The organism is Streptomyces sp. R28 (assembly GCF_041052385.1).
Classification (GTDB): Bacteria; Actinomycetota; Actinomycetes; order Streptomycetales; family Streptomycetaceae; genus Streptomyces.
The window spans coordinates 7,868,703-7,894,113 of sequence record NZ_CP163439.1; the positions used below are offsets into that span (position 1 = coordinate 7,868,703).

Annotated in this window: 6 protein-coding genes; all 6 read left to right on the forward strand. The window is 73.0% G+C overall.

Translation table 11 applies throughout. The annotated features are described in order from the left end of the window. Positions 1–41: 41 nt before the first annotated feature. The 6 genes from AB5J49_RS35235 (at position 42) to AB5J49_RS35260 (ending at position 25,410) form a co-directional block, all read left to right on the forward strand. Positions 42–11,477, forward strand: coding sequence for an SDR family NAD(P)-dependent oxidoreductase (locus AB5J49_RS35235; protein WP_369172896.1), 11,436 nt, complete (start codon positions 42–44; stop codon positions 11,475–11,477). 53 nt (positions 11,478–11,530) lie between these two features. Then, a complete protein-coding gene (locus tag AB5J49_RS35240; protein WP_369172897.1) occupies positions 11,531–16,261 on the forward strand; it encodes an SDR family NAD(P)-dependent oxidoreductase in 4,731 nt (1,576 codons plus the stop codon). A gap of 216 nt (positions 16,262–16,477) precedes the next feature. Next, positions 16,478–22,132 (forward strand): SDR family NAD(P)-dependent oxidoreductase, encoded by a 5,655-nt coding sequence (locus tag AB5J49_RS35245; protein WP_369172898.1) that lies wholly within the window; start codon positions 16,478–16,480, stop codon positions 22,130–22,132. Beyond that, positions 22,129–23,376, forward strand: coding sequence for a P450-derived glycosyltransferase activator (locus AB5J49_RS35250; RefSeq protein WP_369172899.1), 1,248 nt, complete (start codon positions 22,129–22,131; stop codon positions 23,374–23,376). The genes AB5J49_RS35245 and AB5J49_RS35250 overlap by 4 nt, the downstream gene beginning before the upstream one ends. 15 nt (positions 23,377–23,391) lie before the next feature. Then, the gene (locus AB5J49_RS35255; RefSeq protein WP_369172900.1) at positions 23,392–24,666 is read left to right on the forward strand and encodes an activator-dependent family glycosyltransferase; all 1,275 of its coding nucleotides are present in this window, start codon (positions 23,392–23,394) and stop codon (positions 24,664–24,666) included. A 21-nt stretch (positions 24,667–24,687) separates the two neighbouring features. Further along, positions 24,688–25,410 carry a class I SAM-dependent methyltransferase gene (locus AB5J49_RS35260; protein ID WP_369172901.1) on the forward strand — a complete coding sequence of 241 codons (723 nt, stop codon included), beginning with the start codon at positions 24,688–24,690 and terminating at the stop codon, positions 25,408–25,410. Position 25,411: the final 1 nt, after the last annotated feature.

Below are 25,411 nucleotides of genomic sequence, written 5' to 3' on the forward strand. Positions count from 1 at the left end.
CTGAGGCGACGACCGCACTACGACCCCTTCTCAGGAGAGCTGTGTCCACGAACGACTCCGATTCCGCGACCGGATCCACCTCCACCGAGACGAAGCTGCGCGACTACCTGCGCCGCGCCATGGCGGAGCTCCACGAAACCCAGGAGAAGCTGCGCGAGGCGGAGGAGCGGGCCCACGAGCCGATTGCGATCGTGGGGATGGGGTGCCGTTTTCCGGGTGGGGTGGGTTCTGCGGAGGGTTTGTGGGATCTGGTGGAGTCGGGGGCGGATGCGGTGTCCGGATTCCCGGTGGACCGGGGGTGGGATGTTGCGGGTCTGTATGACCCGGATCCGGATGCGGTGGGGAAGTCGTATGTGCGGGAGGGGGGTTTCCTGCATGGGGCGGGGGAGTTCGACGCGGGCTTCTTCGGTATTTCGCCGCGTGAGGCGGTGGCGATGGATCCGCAGCAGCGGTTGTTGTTGGAGACGTCGTGGGAGGCGTTGGAGGGGGCGGGCATCGACCCCCACACCCTGCGCGGCAGCCGCACCGGCGTCTATGCGGGCGTGATGTACCACGACTACGGCAGCGGTCACGCGCCCGCTGCCCTCAGCGACGACATGGGCGGGTACTTCGGCACGGGGACCTCCGGAAGCGTTGCGTCCGGCCGGATTTCGTATGTGTTGGGGCTTGAGGGTCCTGCGGTATCGGTGGATACGGCGTGTTCGTCGTCGTTGGTGGCATTGCATCTGGCGGTGCAGGCGTTGCGGCAGGGCGAGTGCGACTTGGCGCTGGCCGGCGGAGTGACCGTCATGGCGACTCCCTCGGTCTTCGTCGAGTTCTCGCGGCAGCGGGGGTTGGCGGCTGATGGCCGGTGCAAGGCGTTCTCGGATGCGGCTGATGGGACCGCTTGGGCCGAGGGTGCGGGGATGTTGTTGGTGGAGCGGTTGTCGGATGCGCGGCGGCGTGGGCATCGGGTGTTGGGGGTGGTGCGGGGTTCCGCCGTCAATCAGGACGGTGCGTCCAATGGCCTGACGGCGCCGCATGGTCCGTCGCAGGAGCGGGTCATTCGGCACGCGTTGGCGAATGCGGGGCTTGGTCCGGCTGATGTGGATGTGGTCGAGGCGCATGGGACGGGGACCCGTCTGGGGGATCCGATCGAGGCGCAGGCGTTGCTGGCCACGTATGGCCGTGATCGTGAACAGCCCCTGTATGTGGGGTCGTTGAAGTCGAATATCGGGCATGCGCAGGCGGCTGCGGGTGTGGCGGGTGTCATCAAGATGGTGATGGCGATGCGGCATGGGGTGTTGCCGAGGTCGTTGCATGTGGGTGTGCCGTCGTCGCATGTGGACTGGTCTTCGGGTGGGGTGGAGGTGTTGGACCGGGCGCGTCAGTGGCCGGTGGTGGGTCGTGCGCGGCGGGCGGGGGTGTCGGCGTTCGGGGTGAGCGGGACGAACGCGCATGTGGTGCTGGAGCAGGCACCGGATCAGGCCGAGGCCGAAGCCGAGGTCGAGGCTGTGGTTGAGGCGGGGCCGGGGTCGTGTGCTGTGCCGGTGGTTGTTTCCGGTGCCTCGGCGCCAGCTCTGGAGGCCGCACTTGGGCGCCTGGCTTCGGCTGTTGAGGCCGATGGTGAGCTTGGTGTGGGTGAGGTGGGGTGGTCGGCGGCGCATCGGTCGGTGTTCGAGCATCGTGCCGTGGTCGTCGCCTCGACCCGGGACGATCTGCTGGAGGGGCTTGCGTCTCCGGTCATTTCCGGGGTGGCCCGTCGGGTGGGCCGGACGGTGTTGGTGTTTCCCGGTCAGGGCACGCAGTGGGCCGGGATGGGTGCTGAACTGCTGGATTCTTCGCCGGTGTTCGCAGCCCGGTTGGGGGAGTGTGCGCAGGCGCTGGGCCCGTTCGTGGACTGGGATCTGCTCGACGTGGTGCGTTCTGGTGTGGGGTTGGAGCGGGTGGAGGTGGTGCAGCCCGTCACCTGGGCGGTGATGGTGTCGCTGGCTGAGGTGTGGTCGCGTGCGGGTGTGGTGGCGGATGCGGTCGTCGGGCATTCGCAGGGTGAGATCGCCGCGGCCGTCGTGGCGGGTGCGTTGAGCTTGGAGGACGGGGCGCGGGTGGTGGCGTTGCGTTCACAGGTGATCGGGCGGGTGCTGGCCGGCGCGGGCGGTATGGCTTCCATCGCGCTCCCGGCCGAGACGGTAGAGGAGCGACTGGAAGGCTGGCAGGGCCGTCTTGGCATCGCGGCGGTGAATGGTCCCGCCATCACGGTCGTCTCGGGCGAGGCAGAGGCGGTGGCCGAGTTCGTCGCCGCGTGCGAAGAGCAGGGAGTGCGGGCACGTCGTATCCCCGTCGATTACGCCTCGCATTCCGAGCAGGTCGAGGCGATCGAGGCGGAGCTGGCCGAGATGCTGGCACCGGTTGTCGCTCGCGAGCCGGTCGTCCCCCTGTATTCGACGGTCGAGCCGGGCCAGCCGGTCTCCACTGATGGCGGGTATTGGTATCGCAATCTGCGCAAGCGGGTGCGGTTCGCCGAGACCGTCGAGCTCCTTCTCGCGGATGGCTTCGGGGTGTTCGTCGAGGCCAGTGCGCATCCGGTGTTGACGATCGGGATCCAGGAGCTCGCCGATGAGGCGGGCCGCGACGACATCATCGCGGTAGGCACGCTGCGGCGGGACGAGGGCGGCCTGCGCCGGTTGTGGACGTCGATGGCGGAAGCATTCGTGTCAGGCGTGCCCGTCGACTGGAAGGCCGCCTACACCACCCACCACCTCACCACCCGCCGCATCGACCTGCCCACCTACCCCTTCCAACGCCAGCACTACTGGCTCGACCCCAGCCCGCGCGACAGCACCGACAATCTCGCCTACCGCGTGTCCTGGAAGGCGCTGCACGAGGACGAGAGCGGGGCGCGGCTGTCGGGACGTTGGCTGCTGCTCAAGGGCGAGACGTCCGCCGAGTCTTCGTTCGCGGCGCACGTCGCGGACGGCATGGCTCGCGCTCTGGCCGACCGTGGCGCCGAGGTCGTGACGCTCGCCGTGGATCCTGCCTGCGACCGCTCCCGTATGAGTGCCCTGCTCGCCGAGGTGGCCGACGCGCGCGACGGGGGCCCGCTCCGGGGCATCGTCTCCCTCCTTCCGCTGGCCGAAGGAGTGCACCCGGGCCATCCCGCTCCAGCGCTCGGCGTGGCCGCGTCGTTGACGCTGGTTCAGGCGGTGGGTGACTCGGTCGCCGGTGCCCGGCTCTGGACGGTCACGCGGAATGCGGTGAGCGTACTGCCCCGGGAAGAGCCGTCCGGCGAACAGGCCGAGATCTGGGGCCTCGGCCGCGTGGCGGCCCTGGAGTTCCCCCACCTCTGGGGTGGCCTGATCGACTTCCGCGCCGCCCCGGAGGAGCGTCCGGGTTCCGGGCCCGACTCGCGGTCGTTCCGGCGGGCCGTCGGCGTGCTGGCCGCTTCCGGCGGAGGGGAGGACGAGCTGGCGATCCGCAGCGCCGGAGCGTACGGCCGCAGGCTGGTGCGTGCCACGGCCGGTACGCCCGGGGCCGACTGGCGGCCCCGCGGCACGGTCCTGGTGGTCGGGGAGATCGCGGCCGTGGCGGAGCCGCTGAGCCGACGCCTCCTCGACGACGGTGCCGAGCGAGTCGTCCTCGCCGGTCCCCCTGCTTCCCTCGCTGCCCTCCCCGCGCCTGCCAAGGACGCCGAGCGGGACGGGCGCCTCAGCGTGGTGCCCTGCGACGTGGAGGACGACGCCGCGCTGCGTACGCTGATCAGCGATCAGGCGCCGACCGCCGTGCTGGCCGTACCGCCGGCGGCTCCGCTGAGCACCGTGTCCGAGACCTCTCCGGCGGCCTTCGCCCGAGCGGTGCGCGCCAAGACGGACCTGGTGACCCGCCTGGCCGCCGTCGTGGCCGCCGACCCGGACAGCGACGAGCTCGACGCGTTCGTCATCTTCTCGTCCGTTGCCGGTGTGTGGGGCGGGACGGGGCAGTGCGGCTACGCGGCGGGTACGGCCCATCTCGATGCGCTCGCCGAGCAGCGCCGTGTCCGTGGTCTGCCCTTCACGTCTGTCGCCTGGACGCCGTGGCACGGGCCGGAGACGGAGACGGAGAAGGGCACGGAGACGGGGACGGGGTCGGAGGAGTCCACGGTTGTCGCCGGGATGCGGCGGGCAGGGCTCGCCCCGCTCGACCCCGAGCGTGCGGTCAAGGAGCTGTCCCGCGCCGTGGGCCGGGGCGTGAGCACCGTGGCCGTCGCCGAGGTCGACTGGGAGCGGTTCGCCGCCTCCCGTGAGGCCGTACGGCCGTCGAAGCTCTTCGCCGAGCTGTCCGACTCGCGCCGCTTGCGGGCAGCCGCGGCGGGCGTCGGCACCGAGGTGGCAACGGGGCCGGGCGCTTCCCCTGCCGACGGCGCCGGAGGCACCGAGATCGCGCGGTTGCTGGCGGGCAGGTCCGCCGAGGAGCAACTGAGGGTCCTGCTGCGGTTGGTGCGCGGCCACGCCGCGACCGTACTGGGCCAGTCCTCGCCCGAGGCGATCGATGCCGGGCAGCCGTTCAAGGCACTCGGCTTCAACTCCGTGACCGCCGTCGAACTGCGCAACCGGCTGAGGGAGGCCACCGGTCTCACTCTCTCCGCGTCCCTCGTCTTCGACCATCCCGACCCGACCGCGCTCGCCCGCCATCTGCGGGAGCAGGCCCTGCCGCACGTGGAGGGCGAAGGCGCCGACCACGGCACCTCCGTACAAAGCCCGGACACCGCCGGTTCCGTCGTGTCCTACGGCTCCTCAGCATCCGTCGCTTCGTCCGCCCGCGACCGCGAACCCGTCGCCATCGTGTCGATGGCGTGCCGCTTCCCGGGTGGTGTGTCCAGTCCCGAGGAGCTATGGAAGCTGCTCGCGGACGGGGGAGACGCGATCAGCGGGTTCCCGGACGACCGGGGCTGGAACCTGGCGGAGCTGTACGACGCGGACCCGGACGCGGGCGGCCGCACCTACGCCCGGGAGGGCGGGTTCCTGCACGGGGCGCCGGACTTCGACCCCGCGTTCTTCGGGATCTCGCCGCGTGAGGCGCTGGCGATGGACCCGCAGCAGCGGTTGATGCTGGAAACCTCGTGGGAGGCGTTCGAGCGGGCCGGGATCGACCCGGCCGCGCTGCGCGGCAGCCGTGCCGGTGTGTTCGTCGGCACCAACGGCCAGCACTACCTGGGCCTGCTCCAGAACGGCGAGGAGAGCTTCGACGGCTACCTCGGCACCGGCAACTCGGCGAGCGTGATGTCCGGTCGCCTCTCGTACGTCTTCGGCCTCGAAGGCCCGGCCATGACCGTGGACACGGCGTGCTCGGCGTCGTTGGTCGCGCTCCACCTCGCCGTGCAGGCCCTGCGCCGCGGGGAGTGCTCGATGGCGTTGGCCGGCGGTGCGACGGTCATGTCCACCCCCGACATGCTGGTGGAGTTCTCGCGGCAGCGCGTTCTGTCGCCCGGCAGCCGGTCGAGGGCCTTCGCCGGCGCGGCCGACGGCGTGGTGCTCGGCGAGGGCGCCGGCGTACTGCTCCTGGAGCGGCTGTCGGACGCCGAACGGCTCGGTCATCCCGTACTGGCCGTGGTCCGGGGGTCGGCCGTCAACCAGGACGGCGCCAGCAACGGCCTGACCGCGCCCAACGGTCCCTCCCAGCAGCGGGTCATCCGCGCGGCGCTCGCCGACGCCGGCCTGCGCGCCGAGGATGTCGACGTGGTGGAGGCGCACGGCACCGGCACACCGCTCGGTGACCCCATCGAGGCCCAGGCACTGCAGGCGACGTACGGCACGGCCCGGACGCCCGACACGCCGCTGTGGCTGGGCTCGGTGAAGTCCAACATCGGGCACGCACAGGCCGCGGCGGGGGTCGCCGGGGTGATGAAGACGGTCCTCGCCCTGCGCAACGGTGTCCTGCCACGAACCCTGCACGTCGACGAGCCGAGCCCGCGCGTCGACTGGTCGTCCGGCACGGTCGCCCTCCTCACCGAGCCGGTGCAGTGGCCGCAGGGCGACGCACCGCGCCGCGCCGGGGTGTCCGCCTTCGGTATCAGCGGCACCAACGCGCACGTACTCATCGAGGAGGCCCCCCGCCCGTCCTCGGCGCCCGAACCGGTGTCTTCCGAGCCGCACCAGCCGCACGAGCCGCAGTCCCACGCGCTCCGCTCCCACGAGCCCCGCTCCCACGCGCCGCGACCCCACCCCGAACCGGACGCCATCGCCCCCCTGGTGCTCTCCGCCCGTACCGAAGAGGGACTGCGCGCGCACGCGGACCGACTGCGCGCCGCCCTCCTCGACGATCCCGGCATACACCCGGCGGACGCCGGACTCACCCTGCTCACCGCCCGGGCCCGTTTCGAGCAGCGGGCCGTGGTCGGCGGGGAGGACCGCGAGGAACTGCTGGCCGCCCTGCACGCCCTGGCCCAAGGCCGGGAGCATCCCCGCGTCGCCCGTTTCCACGCCGCTCCCGGGGACGGCACGGTGTTCGTCTTCCCCGGCCAGGGTTCCCAGTGGCCTGCCATGGCCCAAGGGCTGCTGGAGGAGTCGGCGGCCTTCCGTGAGTCCGCCGAAGCGTGCGACGCGGCCCTGGCCGAGTTCCTCGACTGGTCGGTCCTGGACGTGCTCCGGCAGGTACCGGGGGCGCCGTCGCTCAGCCGGGTCGACGTCGTCCAGCCCGTGCTCTTCACCATGATGGTGTCGCTGGCCGCCTGCTGGCGCGCCGCGGGGGTACGGCCGTCGGCGGTCATCGGTCACTCCCAGGGTGAGATCGCCGCCGCCTGCGTCGCGGGCGGGCTCAGCATCGAGGACGCCGCCAGGATCGTGGCGCTGCGCAGCCAGGCGTGGCTGACCCTGGCCGGCAAGGGCGGCATGATCGCCGTGTCGCTGCCCGCCGAACAGGTACGCGCCCGGCTGGCGCGCTTCGGCGACCGGCTGTCGGTCGCGGCCGTCAACAGCCCGGGGACCGCGGCGGTGGCGGGTGACCCGGACGCGCTGCGCGACCTGCTGGCGGAGCTGGCCGACGACGGCGTCCACGCCCGGGCGATCCCCGGCGTGGACACGGCCGGGCACTCCGCACAGGTGGACGTACTGCGGGAGCGGCTCCTGCGGGAACTGGCCCCGGTCGCACCCCGGTCCTGCGCCATCCCGTTCTACTCCACCGTCACCGGCGGCCTGCTCGACACCGCCGAGCTGAACGCCGGCTACTGGTACCGCAACATGCGGGAGCCGGTCGAGTTCGAGCAGGCCACTCGTGCGCTGCTCGCCGACGGCCACCACGCGTTCCTGGAGTCCAACCCGCACCCCATGCTCGCCGTGTCCCTGGAGCAGACCGTCGCCGACACCGGTGTCCCGGCCGTCATCCTGCACACCCTGCGCAGGGACAAGGGCGGAACACACGGCTTCGCCCTCGCGCTCGCCGCCGCGTGCGGCCAGGGCGTCGACATCGACGCCAGGGCTCTGTACGGCCCGCGGGCCCGGCGAGTCGACCTGCCCACGTATCCCTTCCAGCGGCAGCCCTACTGGTACCACCCGCCTGCCCGGCGCGGTGACGCTGCCTCGGTCGGACTGGCCGACGCCGGCCACGCCCTGCTCGGCGCGGGTGTCGAACTGCCCGACTCCGCGGGCTACGTCTACACGGCCCGGCTCGACGCGGACACCCGGCCCTGGCTGGCCGAACACGCCCTGCTGGGCACGGTACTGCTGCCCGCCACCGGCTTCGTCGACCTCGTCCTGTGGGCCGGTGCCCAGTCCGGCTGCGGACAGATCGACGAACTCGCCCTCCAGACACCGCTCGTGCTCCCCGACACCGACCCGGTGGAACTGCGCCTCCTGGTCGGCCCCGCCGACGAGGAAGGCCGCCGTACGGTCACCGTGCACTCCCAGGAGGCCGGCGTCCCGCCGCGGTCACCCTGGATCCTGCACGCCCAGGCCACGGTCACCCCGGCCGTCGCCGACACTGCGGGAGCCGACGGACCGGACACCCTGCCGACGGCCGGGGCGCCATGGCCGCCGGCCGGGGCGCAGGCAGTCGGCATCCCGGACCCCGCCGCCTTCTACGAAGCCTTCGCCGAGCGCGGCTACGACTACGGCACCGCCTTCAGGGGATTCAGGACCGGCTGGCGCGCCGGCGACACCGTGTACGCGGAGGTCGCACTGCCCGGACCGGCCGCCGGCGAGGCGCGCGCCCACGACATCCACCCGGCCCTGCTGGACGCCGCCCTCCAGGCCATGAGCCTGGGCACGTTCTTCCCGGACGACGACCAGGCCCGTATGCCGTTCGCACTGCGCGGCGTACGCCTGTATGCCACCGGCGCGGACCGGCTGCGCGTCGCCGTCTCACCCGCCGGCACGGAGGCCGTACGCCTGGTCTGCACCGACGGTGAGGGCGAGCCCGTACTGACGATCGACGAACTCGTCGTACGCCCGGTCCCTGCCGAACAGCTCACCGGGCGGGCCGGCGGGCGTGGCTCCGGAAGGCGTGGCGGCACGGGCGGCGGAAGCCTGTACCGCGTCCGGTGGGAGCGGCGGCCCACGGCCGGCTCCGCGGCCGGCTCCGCGCTCGGCCGACGCTGGGCCGTCGTCGGTGACGATCACAGCGGACTGGCCGGCGCGCTCATCGGCGCGGGCGTCGCCTGCGACGCCCACCCCGACCTGGCGTCGCTGTTCGAGGACCACGCCACGGGCGGCGCCACCCCGGACGTCGTGGCTGTTCCGCTCCCCCAGCACACCGACGCCCCGGACCCGCGTGCCGTGCGTGCCACCCTGCACAAGACCCTGGAAACGGTCCAGAACTGGCTGAAGGGCGCCGAACGGCTGCCGTCCAAGCTGGTCCTCGTCACCCGCGGCGCCCTCGCCGTCACTCCCGGCGAGACGGTGCGGGACACCGCGGCCGCCGCCGCCTGGGGTCTGGTGCGTTCCGCCCAGTCCGAGGAGCCCGACCGGATGGTGCTGCTCGACCTCGGCCCGGACGACGCCACCGTCAGCGGCGACGCCCTCGCCTGCGCACTCACTTCTGGAGAGCCGCAACTCGCGGTCCGCGGCGAGAACGTCCACACCCCCCGCCTCACCGCCATGGACGCGGCCACCCAGGACACCCTGGAGCTGCCCGTCGCCTCCGACGCCCCCGATGCCACCGCTGCCGCCCCGGACCGCGCCGGCTGGCGGCTCGGCACCGGCGGCGACGGCACCCTGGAGGGACTGCGCCTCGAACCGGCGCCCGACACCCTGGCGCCGCTGCTGCCCGGCCAGATACGCGTCGGCGTACGGGCCGCCGGGCTCAACTTCCGCGACACGCTCATCGCGCTCGGCATGTACCCCGGCCACGGCGTCATGGGCGCCGAAGGCGCCGGTGTGGTGACCGAGGTCGCCCCCGATGTCACCGGCTTCGCGCCCGGAGACCGGGTGCTGGGCATGTGGACCGGCGGCTTCGGCCCGTACGCCGTCGCCGACCACCGCATGGTCGCCCACATCCCGGACGGCTGGTCCTACGCCCAGGCCGCCTCCGTCCCGGCCGTCTTCCTCACCGCGCACTACGCCCTCAACCGGCTCGCCCGGGCCAAGCCCGGCCAGTCCCTGCTGATCCACGCGGCGGCCGGAGGCGTCGGCATGGCGGCCCAGCAGCTCGCCCGGCACCTCGGCCTGACGGTGTACGCGACGGCCAGCGAACCGAAGTGGGACACCCTGCGCGCGCTCGGCCTGTCCGACCGCCACCTCGCGAACTCCCGCACCCTGGACTTCGCCGACCAGTTCCTGGAGGCGACCGAGGGCGAAGGGGTCGACATCGTCCTCAACTCCCTCGCCGGGGACTTCGTGGACGCCTCACTGCGCCTGTTGCCCCGGGGCGGTCACTTCCTGGAACTCGGCAAGGCCGACGTCCGCGATCCCCGTTCCGTCGCCGACAGCCACCCCGGCACCACCTACCGGCCGTTCGACCTCGTCGAGGCGGGTCCGGAGGTCGTCGGCGAGATGCTGACCGAACTGCTGGACCTGTTCGAGGCCGGAGTCCTGCGACCGCTGCCGCTCACCGTCCACGACGTACGACAGGCCCGGCGGGCCTTCCGCACGCTCAGCCAGGGCAAGCACACCGGCAAGCTCGTGCTCACCATGCCGCCCGCCTTCGACGCCCACGGCACCGTGCTCGTCACCGGCGGGGCGGGAACCCTCGGCAGCGCGGTCGCCCGCCACCTGGCCGGCGCACACGGCGTACGTCACCTCCTCATCGCCGGGCGCCGAGGCGAGGAGGCCGAAGGCGTCGCCGACCTCGCACGCGAACTCGCCGAACTCGGCGCCGAGGTGACCGTACGGGCCTGTGACGCCGCTGACCGCGACCAGCTCGCCGCCCTGATCGGCGCGATCCCGGCCGCACACCCGCTGCGTGCCGTCGTGCACACCGCCGGCGTCCTCGACGACGGAACCCTGCCCTCACTCACCCCCGAGCGGATGGACGCCGTGCTCCGGCCCAAGGTCGACGCGGTCCTGAACCTCCACGAACTGACCCGGGACCTGGACCTGACCGCCTTCGTCCTCTACTCGTCCTCCTCCGCGCTGCTCGGCAGCCCGGGACAGGGCAGCTACGCCGCTGCCAACGCCTTCGTCGACGCCTTCGCCCAGTACCGGCGCGACGAGGGACTGCCCGGCCTCTCCCTCGCCTGGGGCCTGTGGGCCCGCAACAGTCGTATGGCGGAACACCTGGACCAGGACGACATGCGCCGCCGGCTCGCCCGTGGCGGCATCCTGCCTCTGACCGACGCCGAGGGCGTGGCCCTCTTCGACGAGGCACAGCGCTGGGACGAGGCACTCCAGGTCCCGATCCGCATCAACCAGCCCGCGCTGCAGGCCCAGGGCAACGTGCCGTCCTTCCTCAGCGGTCTGGTACGGGACCGGCGCGGCCCGCACCCGGTCGCACCGTCGGCGCAACCGGACACGGTCACGGCGAGCACGACACTCGTTGACCGGATCGCCGACCTGCCGGCCGCCGAACAGCTGGAGACGGTACTGGCCGCCGTACGCACCCATGCGGCCGCGGTGCTCGGCTACGAGGAGAAGGACGACGTCGTCGTCGACCGCAACTTCCGCGAGCTGGGCTTCGACTCCCTGACCGCGGTGGAACTGCGCAACCGCCTCACCGCCGCGACGGGGCTACGGCTCAACGCCACCCTGGTGTTCGACCACCCCAGCCCCGCCGCACTCGCCGGGCATCTGCACGCCCGTCTCACCCCGGACACCCGACCCCAGGGCGGCGACGTCTCTCTCACGACCGAACTGGACCGCCTGGAAAAGCTCTTCATCCATCTCACCGAACAGGGCGGACCCGACACCGCCCTGCCCGACGGCACGGCACGGCACGAGATCACGGACCGGCTCGCCGCCCTGTCCGGCCTGTGGGACCGGCTCAGCGGTGCGACGGGCGGCGCGGCCGTCCCCGAGGCCGACGACGAGGTGAGCGGAGCGCTCGACGCCGCCGACGACGAAGAGCTCTTCGCATTCATCGACGAGCGGTTCTGAACCGCGCCCCCCACCACCCACACCGACCATCCGAACCACGGGGTGACGAAACCATGGCTGACGAGCAGGAGCTCCGCGCCTATCTGAAGCGGACCACCATCGAACTCCACCGCGCCACCAAGCGACTGAAGAAGGCGGAGGAGCGGGCCCACGAGCCGATTGCGATCGTGGGGATGGCGTGCCGTTTTCCGGGTGGGGTGGGTTCTGCGGAGGGCCTGTGGGATCTGGTGGAGTCGGGGGCGGATGCGGTGTCCGGGTTCCCGGTGGACCGGGGGTGGGATGTCGCGGGTCTGTACGACCCCGATCCGGACGCGGTGGGCAGGACCTACTGCCGCGAGGGTGGTTTCCTGCACGGGGCGGGGGAGTTCGACGCCGGCTTCTTCGGTATTTCACCGCGTGAGGCGGTCGCGATGGATCCGCAGCAGCGACTGCTGTTGGAGACGTCGTGGGAGGCGTTGGAGGGGGCAGGCATCGACCCCCGCACCCTGCGCGGCAGCCGCACCGGCGTGTACGTCGGCGCCTGGGACGGCGGCTACACCAGGGACGTTGACGTCTCCTCGGCCGAACTGGAAGGCGACCTGCTGACCGGCGGAGTCATGAGCTTCAGCTCGGGCCGGATTTCGTATGTGCTGGGGCTTGAGGGTCCTGCGGTGTCGGTGGATACGGCGTGTTCGTCGTCGTTGGTGGCGTTGCATCTGGCGGTGCAGGCGTTGCGGCAGGGCGAGTGCGACTTGGCGCTGGCCGGCGGAGTCACCGTGATGGCGACCCCCGCGGTCTTCGTGCAGTTCTCACGGCAGCGAGGCGTCTCCCCGGACGGCCGGTGCAAGGCGTTCTCGGACGCGGCGGACGGCTTCGGCCCCGCCGAGGGTGCGGGGATGTTGTTGGTGGAGCGGTTGTCGGATGCGCGGCGGCGTGGGCATCGGGTGTTGGGGGTGGTGCGGGGTTCCGCCGTAAATCAGGACGGTGCGTCCAATGGCCTGACGGCGCCGCATGGTCCGTCGCAGGAGCGGGTCATTCGGCGGGCGTTGGCGGATGCGGGGCTTGGTCCGGCTGATGTGGATGTGGTCGAGGCGCATGGGACGGGGACCCGTCTGGGGGATCCGATCGAGGCGCAGGCGTTGCTGGCCACGTATGGCCGTGATCGTGAGCAGCCGTTGTTTGTGGGGTCGTTGAAGTCGAATATCGGGCATGCGCAGGCGGCTGCGGGTGTGGCGGGTGTCATCAAGATGGTGATGGCGATGCGGCATGGGGTGTTGCCGAGGTCGTTGCATGTGGGTGTGCCGTCGTCGCATGTGGACTGGTCTTCGGGTGGGGTGGAGGTGTTGGACCGGGCGCGTCAGTGGCCGGTGGTGGGTCGTGCGCGGCGGGCGGGGGTGTCGGCGTTCGGGGTGAGCGGGACCAACGCGCATGTGGTGCTGGAGCAGGCGCCGGATGAGGCCGAAGCCGAGGTCGAGGCTGTGGTTGAGGCGGGGCCGGGGTCGTGTGCTGTGCCGGTGGTTGTTTCCGGTGTCTCGGCGGCGGCTCTGGAGGCCGCACTTGGGCGCTTGGCTGCCTTGGTGGAACAGGACGGTGAGCTTGGTGTGGGTGAGGTGGGGTGGTCGGCGGCGCATCGGTCGGTGTTCGACCATCGTGCCGTGGTCGTGGCCTCCGACCGGCAGGTTCTGCTGGAGGGGCTTGCGTCTCCGGTCATTTCCGGGGTGGCCCGTCGGGTGGGCCGGACGGTGTTGGTGTTTCCCGGTCAGGGCACGCAGTGGGCCGGGATGGGTGCTGAACTGCTGGATTCTTCGCCGGTGTTCGCGGCGCGGTTGGGGGAGTGTGCGCAGGCGCTGGGCCCGTTCGTGGACTGGGATCTGCTTGAAGTGGTGCGTTCGGGTGTGGGGTTGGAGCGGGTGGATGTGGTGCAGCCGGTCACCTGGGCGGTGATGGTGTCGCTGGCTGAGGTGTGGTCGCGTGCGGGTGTGGTGGCGGATGCGGTCGTCGGGCATTCGCAGGGTGAGATCGCCGCGGCGGTGGTGGCGGGTGCGTTGAGCTTGGAGGACGGGGCGCGTGTGGTGGCGTTGCGTTCGCAGGTGATCGGGCGGGTGCTGGCCGGCGCGGGCGGTATGGCTTCCATCGCGCTCCCGGCCGAGACGGTTGAGGAGCGCCTGGCGGGTTGGTCGGGCCGGTTGGGCATTGCGGCGGTGAATGGTCCGGCGATCACGGTCGTCTCGGGCGAGGCAGAGGCGGTGGCCGAGTTCGTTGCCGCTTGTGAAGAGCAGGGGGTGCGGGCGCGTCGTATCCCGGTCGATTACGCCTCGCATTCCGAGCAGGTCGAGGCGATCGAGGCGGAGCTGGCCGGGCTGTTGGCACCGGTGGTTGCTCGCGAACCGGTCATCCCTCTGTATTCGACGGTCGAGCCGGGTCAGCAGGTTTCCACTGATGGCGGGTATTGGTATCGCAATCTGCGCAAGCGGGTGCGGTTCGCCGAGACCGTCGAGCTTCTCCTGGCGGATGGCTTCGGGGTGTTCGTCGAGGCCAGTGCGCATCCGGTGTTGACGATCGGGATCCAGGAGCTCGCTGATGAGGCGGGCCGTGACGACATCATCGCGGTAGGCACGCTGCGGCGGGACGAGGGCGGCCTGCGCCGGTTGTGGACGTCGATGGCGGAAGCCTTCGTGTCAGGCGTGACCGTCGACTGGAAGGCCGCCTACACCACCCACCACCTCACCACCCGCCGCATCGACCTGCCCACCTACCCCTTCCAACGCCACCACTACTGGCTCGAACCCAGCCCCCGAAGCCTGGATCGGACCCCTCATGTCCAGCCCGCGGGCATAGAGGCGTGGCGTTATCGGGTGGTGTGGAAGGGGCTGTCGGCGGGGGACGTGCCCCGGCTGTCGGGGCGCTGGCTGCTGGTCGTGCCGGAGGGCATGCCTTCAGGTCCGGTGGATGACATCGCCGACGTACTCACCCACCACGGCGCCACCGCCGACCGGTTGGTGGCCGACCCCGTGGTGCTGGGGCGTGAGGGTCTTGCCGCGCGGCTTTCCGGTCCGTGGGACGGCATTGTCTCCTTGCTCGGGATGGACGAGCGACCGCACCCGGACCATCCCGCACTCAACCGTGCCACCGTCGGCACGGCGCTCCTGGCGCAGGCAGCGTCCGACGCGGGTACCGAAGCGCGGTTGTGGGCCCTCACGCGTCAGGCAGTAGCCGTTTCGGCCCGGGAAAGGCCGTCCACGGCCGGCGCGCAGGTATGGGGGATCGGTCGTGGCATCGCGCTGGAACTGCCCAGCCTGTGGGGAGGCTTGGTCGACCTTCCCGACGCGCCGGACACCGCGTGTCTGCGTCGGCTGGCATGGGTGCTGTCCGGAGCGGCGTCCGAGGACCAGGTGGCCGTACGCGCCTCCGGTGTCTACGGGCGCAGGCTGGCGCCCGCCGGCGGAGCGGCCGATGACGGCCGGGCGTACACCCCGCGGGGGACGGTGCTGGTGACCGGGGGTACGGGTGCGCTCGGTGGGCATGTGGCGCGGTGGTTGGCGGCGAGCGGGGCCGAGCATGTGGTGCTCACCAGCCGTCGGGGTCAGCAGGCGCCCGGTGCCGCGGAGTTGGTGGCGGAGCTGGGTGCTCTGGGTGCGCGGGTCACGGTGGCGGCGTGTGATGTGGCCGAGCGTGAGGAGTTGTCCGCTCTGCTGCGGGAACATCCGCCCACCGCGGTCTTCCACACCGCGGGCGTTCCGCACTCGGGCGAGTTCCAGTCCCTGCGGGTCGACGGCATGGCTGACGTGTACGGCGGAAAGGTGGCCGGAGCGCACCACCTTGATCAGCTCACCCGCGACCGGGACCTCGACGCCTTCGTGCTGTACACGTCGGGCGCCGGCGTCTGGGGCAGTGGCGGACAGAGCGCGTACGGCGCGGCGAACGCGGCGCTCGACGCCCTGGCCGAGCGGCGGCGTGCCGACGGTCTGCCGGCCACCGCGATCGCCTGGGGCCTGTGGGGTGAGGGAGGCATGGGCGAGGGAGAGGGCGAGGAGTTCCTCAGGGAACGCGGTCTGCGCGCTATGGCTCCCGAACGGGCCCTGGAAGCCCTCGGCGTGGCCATGGGCCGCGACGACACCTGTGTGGTCGTGGCGGATCTGGACCTGTCCCGGTTCGCCCGGTCCTTCACCGCGTTCCGGCCCAGCCCGCTGATCGCGGACCTGCCCGGCACGGGACTGTCGGAGGAGCGACACCAGGACGGGAAGGGCGACGAGCAGGGGTTCTTGGCACGGCTCACCGCGGTCGGCCCGGTCGAGCGGCAGGAACTGCTGCTCGACCTGGTCCGCCGCCAGGTGGCCGTCGTGCTGGGCCATGCCGGGCCCGAGGACATACCGGCCGATCAGGCCTTCAGGGACCTCGGGTTCAGCTCGCTGACGGCCGTCGAGGTGGCCACCCGGCTGGGCCGGGCGCTGGGCACCCGGGTCCCGCCGACCCTGGTGTTCGACCACCCGACGGCGGAGGCGGTGGGCGTCCACCTGGCCGGGTTGTGGGAAGCCCGTGGCCGAGAGGCGGGGGAGCGGGACGAAGAGCAGCGGATCAGGGCGGTGCTGGCGTCGCTGCCGCTGGCCACGTTGCGGGAAGCAGGCCTCCTGGACGAACTGATCGCGCTCGCCTCGGCCGGCGAAGCAGGGGCCTCCGGGCATTCCAGCGCCTCCGGCACGACCAGCACCCCCGACACCCCCGGCACCGCCGACTCCCTCGACGCGATCGATGAGTTGGACAGCGACGCGCTGATCGCCCTCGCGCTGGGCGAGTCCGGCTCCTGACCGCACCAGCTCCTGACCGCACCAGCTCCTGACCGCACCCGGCACCTGACCGCCCCCAGCTCCCGACCGCACCCGGCTCCCGACCGCACCCGCTCCCGACCACGACCGCCGCCCCCGCCCCCCACCCCGGATCGTGCCCGGCCCCGGATCATGCCCGGCCAGCCACACCGGCGAACACCGCACCGGACAGCTCCGCTCCGAGAGGAACACCAGCTCATGGCCCTGTCCTCCCCCCAGAACTCCACCGAGAAGCTGGTAGAGGCCCTGCGCACCTCCGTCAAAGAGGTCGAGAGGCTCCGGCAGCGCAATCGTGAACTCGAGGACGCCGCCCACGAGCCCATCGCCATCGTCGGTATGGCCTGCCGCTATCCCGCCGGCGTCGACTCGCCCGAGGCGCTGTGGGAGCTGGTCGCCACCGAGACGGACGCGATCGGACCGTTTCCCACGGACCGGGGCTGGGACGTCGACGGCGTGTACGACCCCGATCCGGACGCCCGGGGGACCACCTACTGCCGTGAGGGCGGGTTTCTGGCCGGCGCCGCCGATTTCGACGCGTCCTTCTTCGGTATCTCGCCGCGGGAGGCCGTGGTGATGGACCCGCAGCAGCGCCAGCTCCTCGAAGTCTGCTGGGAGGCTCTCGAACGGGCCGAACTCGCTCCCGAGACGCTGCGCGGCAGCCGGACAGGGGTGTACGTCGGAGCGGCACATGCCGACTACGTCTCCGACCCCGGCCGGGTCCCGGAGGGTTCGGAGGGGCACCTGCTGGCGGGCAGCGCGGACGCGGTGCTGTCGGGGCGCGTGTCGTACGCCCTCGGGCTGGAAGGCCCCTCGATGACCGTCGAGACGGCCTGCTCGTCCTCGCTGGTGGCCCTGCATGTGGCGGTCGCGGCGCTGCGGCGGGGTGAGTGCGGGCTGGCGCTGGCCGCGGGGGTGGCGGTCATGCCGGACCCGGCCGCGTTCGTCGAGTTCTCCCGTCAGAAGGGGCTGGCGGCCGACGGGCGCTGCAAGGCGTTCTCGGCGGACGCGGACGGTACCGGGTGGGCGGAGGGCGTCGGAGTGCTGGTGCTCCAGCGGCTGGCCGACGCGCGGCGCGAAGGCAGGCGGGTCCTGGGCCTCGTACGGGGCTCGGCGGTCAACCAGGACGGCGCGAGCAACGGCCTGACCGCGCCCACCGGCCCCGCCCAGCAGCGGGTCATCCGCCAGGCGCTCGCCGACGCCCGTCTGACTGCGGACCAGGTCGACGCAGTCGAGGCGCACGGCACCGGCACCCGGCTCGGCGATCCCATCGAGGCGGGCGCGCTCATCGACACGTACGGTCAGGAGCGGCCGCCCGGCCGGCCCTTGTGGCTGGGGTCGCTGAAGTCCAACATCGGGCACGCCCAAGCGGCCGCGGGCGTCGGCGGTGTCATCAAGATGGTGCAGGCCATGCGCCACGGCCTGCTGCCGCGCACCCTGCACGCCGATGACCCGACCCCCCACGTGAACTGGTCGGCGGGTTCCGTGCGGCTGTTGACGGAGGCCGTCCGCTGGGAGCGGGCGGCCGGCCCCAGGCGGGCCGGCGTCTCGGCCTTCGGTGTCGGCGGGACCAACGCGCACATCATCCTGGAGGAGGCGCCCCCGCCGCCCGACGCGCCGGGTCCGCCGGGCCCCGCACACGGCGGCATCGTGGCCGCCGGCCCCCGAGCCGTGTCACCGGACGCCTCCGTCCCCGTGGTGTGGGTCGTTTCGGGACGCGGGCAGGCCGCCCTGCGCGACCAGGCCGACCGTCTCCACAGTCATCTGCGCGAGACACCGGACTGCCGTCCGCTCGACATCGGATACTCGCTGGCGGCCACCCGCACCGCGTTCGAGCACCGGGCCGTGCTCCTCGGCTCCTCCCACACCGAACTGATGGAGACCTTGCGGGAGTTCGCGGACGGCGGTCGTGCCCCGGCCGTGGTCAGCGGCGTACGCCGACGCGACGGCAAGGTCGCGTTCATGTTCACCGGGCAGGGCAGCCAGCGCGCCGGGATGTCCGGCGAACTGCGCGCCGCCTTCCCGGTGTTCGCCGCCGCGCTGGACGAGATCACCCGACGGCTCGATGCCCGCCTGGACCGGCCGCTGTCCGCCGTACTGGAAGCCGGGCCCGGCACCCCCGACGCGGAGCTGCTGCATCGCACGCAGTACACGCAGGCGGCGCTGTTCGCCGTCGAGGTGGCGCTGTTCCGGCTGCTGGAGAGCTGGGGCATGCGGCCGGACCGGCTTCTCGGTCACTCGGTCGGTGAGATCGCCGCCGCCCACGTCGCCGGGATTCTCGACCTGGACGACGCCTGCACCCTGGTCGCCGCGCGCGGCCGGCTCATGGCGGGGCTGCCGGCCGGCGGGGCCATGGTGTCCGTGCGGGCGACGGAGACAGAGGTCCTCGACGTGCTGGCCGACACCGCGGACCAGGTGAGCGTCGCGGCCGTCAACGGCCCGCGGTCCGTGGTGATATCCGGTGCCGAGGAGGCGGTGACCGCACTGGCGGCGCGGTTCGCCGGCCAAGGCCGTGCCACCAAGCGGCTCCGGGTGAGCCATGCCTTCCACTCGCCCCTCATGGACGGCATGCTGGCCGACTTCCGCCGGATCGCCGAGGGGCTGCGCTACCACGCCCCGCGCATCCCGATCGTCGCCCACGTGACGGGCGAGCGGGCCGTCGCCGCGGACGAGCTGTGCAGCGCCGACTACTGGGTGCGGCACGTCCGGCGGACCGTGCGTTTCGACGACGCCGTGCGGACGGCACGCGCGCAGGGCGTCACCACCTTCGTGGAGCTCGGCCCGGACGCGTCGCTGTGCGCGATGGCCGAGGAGTGCCTCGCCGCCGAGTTCGCCGACCCCGGCGACCCCGCCGACCCCGAGGTGACACTGGTGCCCGTACTGCGCCGGCCTCCGGCGGGCGGCACCGACCCGGTGTCCGCGCCGCCCGCCGGAGCCGTCACCCTGTTGCGGGCGGTGGCCACCGCGCACACCAGGGGCGCAGCCGTCGACTGGGCCGCGCTGTTCGCGGGCTCCGACGCCCGGCGCGTCGCGTTGCCGGTGTACGCCTTCCAGCACCGCCGGTACTGGATCGAACCCGCCACCCCGGCCGCGCATGCGCTGTCCGACTGGCGTTACCGCACCGCCTGGCGGCCGCTTCCCCCGGCCGGGGACCGGGACCCGGGCGACGCGGCCACGGCCCGTCCGGCCGCCCCGCGGCACTGGCTCGTGGTCCATCCCGACCAGGGCCGCGGCGCCGGGCTCGCCGACGCCGCCGAGCGGGCGCTGAGCGGCACCGGCGCCGTGGTCACCCGCCTCGCCGTCGACGTGGCCTCAGCCGACCGGTCCTCGCTCGCCGCCGCTCTCGCCCGGTGCCTGCCGGGCACGCCCCGAGGTGACACAGTCGCCCCCGTGCCGGGCGTGCTGTCGCTGCTGGGCGCCGATGATCGGGAACACCCCCGGCACGGTCCGGTGGCCATCGGGGTGGTGGCGACCCTGTTCCTGGCTCAGGCGATGGAGGATGAGGCCGTGTCCGCTCGCCTGTGGTGCGTGACCCAGGACGCGGTGGCCGTGGACCGCGCGGAGCGGCCCACAGCCGTCGGCGCCCAGCTGTGGGGACTCGGCCGGACGGCCGCGCTGGAAATGCCCGCGCGCTGGGGCGGGCTGCTCGATCTGCCCGGCTCCGCACAGGACGCCCACTGGTCCTCGGCGGTCCGGCTGCTCGAAGGCCCCGAGGACCAGATCGCGGTACGCGACCACGGTGTCCACGGACGCCGGCTGGTCCGTGCCCCGGCGGACCCGGGCGGCCCTCGCTACCGGCCGCGCGGCACGGTCCTGGTCACCGGCGGCACCGGTGCCCTCGGCGGCCATCTCGCCCGTTGGCTGGCCCGCAACGGCGCCGAGCACCTGGTGCTCGTGAGCCGACGTGGCCACCGCGGACCCACGGCCGCCGGGCTCGAGGCCGAGCTGCTGGAGCTGGGCGTCAAGGTCACCTTCGCCGTGTGTGACGTCGCGCACCGGGACGCGCTGGCCGGGGTGCTGGCCGCCGTACCGGCGGACACCCCGCTCACCGCGGTGTTCCATGCCGCGGGCGTCCCGCAGGTGAGCGCCCTCGGCGAGACCGACGCCGGCCTCTTCGCCGAGGTCTGCTCCGGCAAGGTCGCCGGCGCCCGCAACCTGGACGAGCTGACGCGCTCCCACGACCTGGACGCGTTCGTGCTCTTCGCCTCCGGCGCCGGAGTGTGGGGCAGCGCCGGTCAGAGCGCGTACGCGGCCGCCAACGCCGAACTGGACGCCCTCGCCCAGCGCCGTCGTGCCGACGGCCTTCCCGCCACCTCCGTCGCCTGGGGGGTGTGGGCGGGCGAGGGCATGGGAGGCCAGGGGGGTGCCGAGTACCTCCGCCGGCGCGGCGTGCGCGCCATGGCACCGACGACGGCGCTCGAGGTCCTGGCCCGCTCCATCGGCGATGAGGAGCCCTGTCTCACCGTCACGGACATGGACTGGCCCCGGTTCGCCGACGGCTTCACCGCCTTCCGGCCCAGCCCGCTGATCTCCGAGCTGCCGGAGACACACTCCGCCCCCGGCCTCCCGGACGCGCCCCCGGCGCCGACGGCGACCGCTCCCCGGGCCACCCCCGTCGCCCGGTCACGTATCGAACAGCTGGGCCCCGACGACCGCCTGGCCGTCCTGCTGGCGCTGATCCGGGACGAGGCCGCCGACCTCCTCGGACACGCCGGTCCCGAGGACGTCGTCCCCGACGAGCGGTTCCTCCAGCTCGGATTCGACTCCCTGGCCACGGTCCGGCTCCGCCGGCGTCTCGGCGCGGCACTCGACGTCGAGCTCCCCGCCGGCCTGCTCTTCGACCACGACACCCCCCGCGCGCTCGCCGGTCACCTGGCCGGACTGCTCACCGGCGGGCGGGGGGACAATCCCGCCGGTGCCACGGGCCGGCCGCCCGCGGGCGCCGGCAGCGACGCCGCGCAGCCCGTCGTACGGAGCAGCTTCACCGCCCTGTACGAGGAAGCCGTACGGACCCGCAGGGTCGGCGAGGCCGTCGACGTGCTCGCCGCGGCCGCCGGCTTCCGCCCCGCCTTCCGCACCGCCGACGAGCAGCCTCTGACCCCGGTCGTCATGAGCGGCGCCACCCTCACCACCGGCCCGGGACGGCCGCTGCTCGTCGGCTGCGCCGGTACCTCGGTCGGGTCGGGCCCGCACGAGTTCGTGGCCCTCGCCCGGGCGCTCGACGGCCGGTGCGACTTCGCCGCACTGCCCCAACCCGGCTTCGAGGCGGGCGAGAAGCTGCCGGCCTCGTTCGAGGTGCTCCTCGAGGCACAGGCCGCCGCTCTGGCCCGCCACACCGCCGGCCGGCCCTTCGCCCTGCTGGGCCACTCGGCGGGCGCCAACATCGCCCACGCCCTCACCCGCCACCTCGAAGCCCGCGGCACCGGCCCGGCCGCCCTCGTCCTCGTGGACGTCTACACACCGCGCGACCCCGGCGCGATGGGCGTATGGCGGCACGAGATGCTCGACTGGGTGGCACGCCGCGCCGCCGTTCCGTTCGACGACACCCGGCTGTGCGCGATGGGCGCCTACCACCGGATGCTCCTGGACTGGTCGCCGCGGCCCACGCGCGCACCGGTCCTGCATCTGCGCGCCTGCGAGCCGCTCGGCGCGTGGGAGGGCGAACCGGACGGCTGGAAGTCCCGCTGGGAGTACGCCCACACCGCCGCCGAACTGCCCGGCACGCACTTCACGCTGATGGGCGAACACGCGCCCGCCACCGCCCAAGCCGTGCTCGATTGGCTCGACGGCCTGCCTCCGACGGCCACGCAGGGCCGTACGGCGACCGAATCCACCGACGACAGGAGGGACGAGTGAGCCCCGCACCGACCACGGACGACCCGGCCGCCGCCGGCCGCCGACTGCAACTGACCCGTGCCGCCCAGTGGTTCGCGGGCACCGAGGGCGACCCTTACGCGCTGATCCTGCGCGCCGAAGCCGCCGATCCCAGCCCTCACGAAGAACGCGTACGGGCCCTGGGACCGCTCTTTCGCAGCGAGCGCCTGGACACCTGGGTGACGGCGAGCCGGGCCGTCGCCGACGAAGTGATCGCCGCACCGGCGTTCGACGGCCTCACCAGCGACGGCCGGCGCCCCGGACAGCGGGAGCTGCCGCTCTCCGGCACCGCGCTCGACGCGGACCGCGCGACCTTCGAACGACTGGCCGCCCACACCGCCTGGGGCGGGCCGCTGATGCCGGCGCCGCACCGGCGGGCGTTGCGCGAGTCGGCCGAGCGGCACGCCCGCCCACTCCTCGACGCGGTGGCGGACGCCCTCGCCTCCGGTGACGCGGTCGACCTCCTCGACGCGTACGCGCGCCGGCTGCCCGCCCTGGTGATCCGCGAACAGCTCGGTGTGCCGGGGCCACTGGCGGATCCCTTCGGCCACGCGCTGGCCGGCTGCCGCCGCACCCTGGACAGCGCGCTGTGCCCGCAACTCGTCCCGGACGCCGTCGCCTTGGCGCGGTCGGAGGCCGAACTGACCGCCGCCCTACGGGAGTCGAGAGCTGGCCACGACCCCGAGGCGGTCGCCGCCGCCCGCGCCCTGGCCGTCGGTGCCGCCGAGCCCACCGCCACCCTCGTCGGCAACGCCGTACGGACGCTGCTGGAGCGGCCCGGACAGTGGGCCGCGCTCGCCCGGGACCCCGGCCTCGCGGCCGCCGCGGTGACGGAGACCCTGCGCGTCGCCCCGCCCGTGCGCCTGGAGCACCGGGTGGCCAGGGAGGTCACCGAGGTCGCGGGGGAGCGCATTCCCGCCGGTGGCAGGCTCGTCATCCTCGTCGCCGCCGTCAACCGCACCGCCGACCCGGCCCCCTTCGACCTCGCCCGGCCCACGCCCGGCCCGTTCGGGCTCCCCGACGATCTGCACTTCCGCCTCGCCGGACCGCTGATCGGTGCCGTCGCCGAAGCAGCGCTCGGTGCGCTCGCCGCACGGCTGCCCGGCCTGTACGCCGCAGGTCCGGCCGTCCGGCGCCGCCGCTCGCCCGTGCTGCACGGGTACGCCCGCTTCCCCGTCGCCGCCGTCCGGGCTGCCCGTGACCTGTCCGCCGCCCGTAGCACCTGAGGAGGGAGCGCCTCGATGCGTATTCTGCTGACTTCGTTCGCGCACAACACGCACTACTACAACCTCGTCCCCCTCGGCTGGGCGCTGCGCGCCGCCGGGCACGAGGTACGGGTCGCCAGCCAGCCGTCGCTGACCGACACCATCACCGGCTCCGGACTCACCGCCGTACCCGTGGGAGACGACGGGGCCATCATCGAGCTGATCACGGAGATCGGCGACGACATCGTCCGCTACCAGCAGGGCCTGGACTTCGTCGACACCCGGGACGGCCCGCGGTCCTGGGAGCACGCCCTGGGCCAGCAGACGATCATGTCGGCCATGTGCTTCGCGCCGCTCAACGGCGACAGCACGATCGACGACATGGTGGCACTGGCGCGCTCGTGGCGACCGGATCTCGTCCTGTGGGAGCCGTTCACGTACGCCGGCCCCATCGCCGCGCAGGCCTGCGGTGCCGCCCACGCCCGGCTGCTGTGGGGCCCCGACGTCGTCCTCAACGCGCGGCAGCAGTTCACCCGGCTGCTCGCACAGCGGCCTGCCGACGAGCGCGAGGACCCGGTCGGCGAGTGGCTGACGTGGACCCTGGAACGGCACGGACTGGCCGCCTCCGAGGAAACCGTCGAGGAACTGGTCGCCGGGCAGTGGACGGTCGACCCCAGCGCGCGGAGCCTGCGGCTGCCCGTGCGCGGCGAGGTCGTGCCGATGCGGTTCGTGCCGTACAACGGCCCCTCGGTCCTTCCCGGCTGGCTGTCGGAGCCGCCCGCCCGCCCCCGGGTCTGCCTGACGCTCGGGGTCTCCACCCGGGAGACGTACGGCAGTGACGACGTCCCCTTCCACGAACTGCTCGCCGGGCTGGCCGACGTGGACGCCGAGATCGTCGCCACCCTGGACACCGGTCAGCTCCCGCAGGCCGCGGACGTTCCCGCGAACGTGCGCGTCGTCGACTTCGTCCCCTTGGACGCCCTGCTGCCGAGCTGCGCCGCGATCGTCCACCACGGGGGCGCGGGCACCTGCTTCACGGCCACCCTGCACGGCGTTCCACAGATCGTCGTCGCCTCGCTGTGGGACGCGCCGCTGAAGGCGCATCAGCTCGCCGAGGCCGGCGCCGGTATCGCCCTGGCCCCCGAGAAGCTCGGCGTGGACACGCTGCGGGACGCCGTCGTGCACGCGCTGGAGAACCGCGAGATGGCCGCGCACGCGCGACGCCTCAGCGAGGAGATGCGCGCCGCGCCCACTCCGGCCGCGCTCGTCCCCCGGCTCGAAGACCTCACGTCCGTACACCGCCGCGGCTGACCTCGTGCAAGGAGCCCTCACATGAACCTCGAATACAGCGGCGACATCGCCCAGTTGTACGACCTGGTGCACCAGGGCAAAGGCAAGGACTACCCGGCGGAGGCCAAGGAACTGGCCGCGCTCGTGATGTCCCGGAATCCCGGGGCCCGCACCCTGCTGGACGTGGCCTGCGGCACCGGGATGCATCTGCGGCACCTCGGCGACCTCTTCGACGAGGTGGACGGCGTGGACGTGTCCCCCGACATGCTGGCCATCGCGGGACGGCGCAATCCGGACGCCCGTCTCCACCGGGGAGACATGCGGGACTTCGCCCTCGGCCGCCGCTTCGACGCGGTGATCTGCATGTTCAGCTCGATCGGACATATGCGGGACCAGCAGGAGCTGGACGCGGCGATCGGCCGGTTCGCCGTACACCTCACCCCCGGCGGGGTCGTGATCGTCGATCCCTGGTGGTTTCCGGAGGACTTCACGCCGGGATACGTCGGCGCGAGTCTCGTCGAGGCGGAGGGCCGTACGATCGCGCGCTTCTCCCACTCGGTGTTCGAGGACGGTGCCACCCGGATCGACGTGGACTACCTCGTCGGCGTGCCCGGGCAGGGCGTGGAGCACCTGCGGGAGAGCCATCGGATCACGCTCTTCGAACAGGCGCAGTACGAGGCGGCCTTCGCGCGGGCGGGGCTGTCGGTCGAGTACCTCCCGCGGGTCGCCACCGACCGCGGGCTCTTCATCGGCGTCCGGGACTGAG

Excerpts from the sequence above, each read along its gene's own strand:
- AB5J49_RS35255 (WP_369172900.1), top strand. The coding sequence starts at position 23,392 with ATGCGTATTCTGCTGACTTCGTTCGCGCACAACACGCACTACTACAAC.
- AB5J49_RS35240 (WP_369172897.1), top strand. The coding sequence starts at position 11,531 with ATGGCTGACGAGCAGGAGCTCCGCGCCTATCTGAAGCGGACCACCATC.
- AB5J49_RS35260 (WP_369172901.1), top strand. The coding sequence starts at position 24,688 with ATGAACCTCGAATACAGCGGCGACATCGCCCAGTTGTACGACCTGGTG.
- AB5J49_RS35245 (WP_369172898.1), top strand. The coding sequence starts at position 16,478 with ATGGCCCTGTCCTCCCCCCAGAACTCCACCGAGAAGCTGGTAGAGGCC.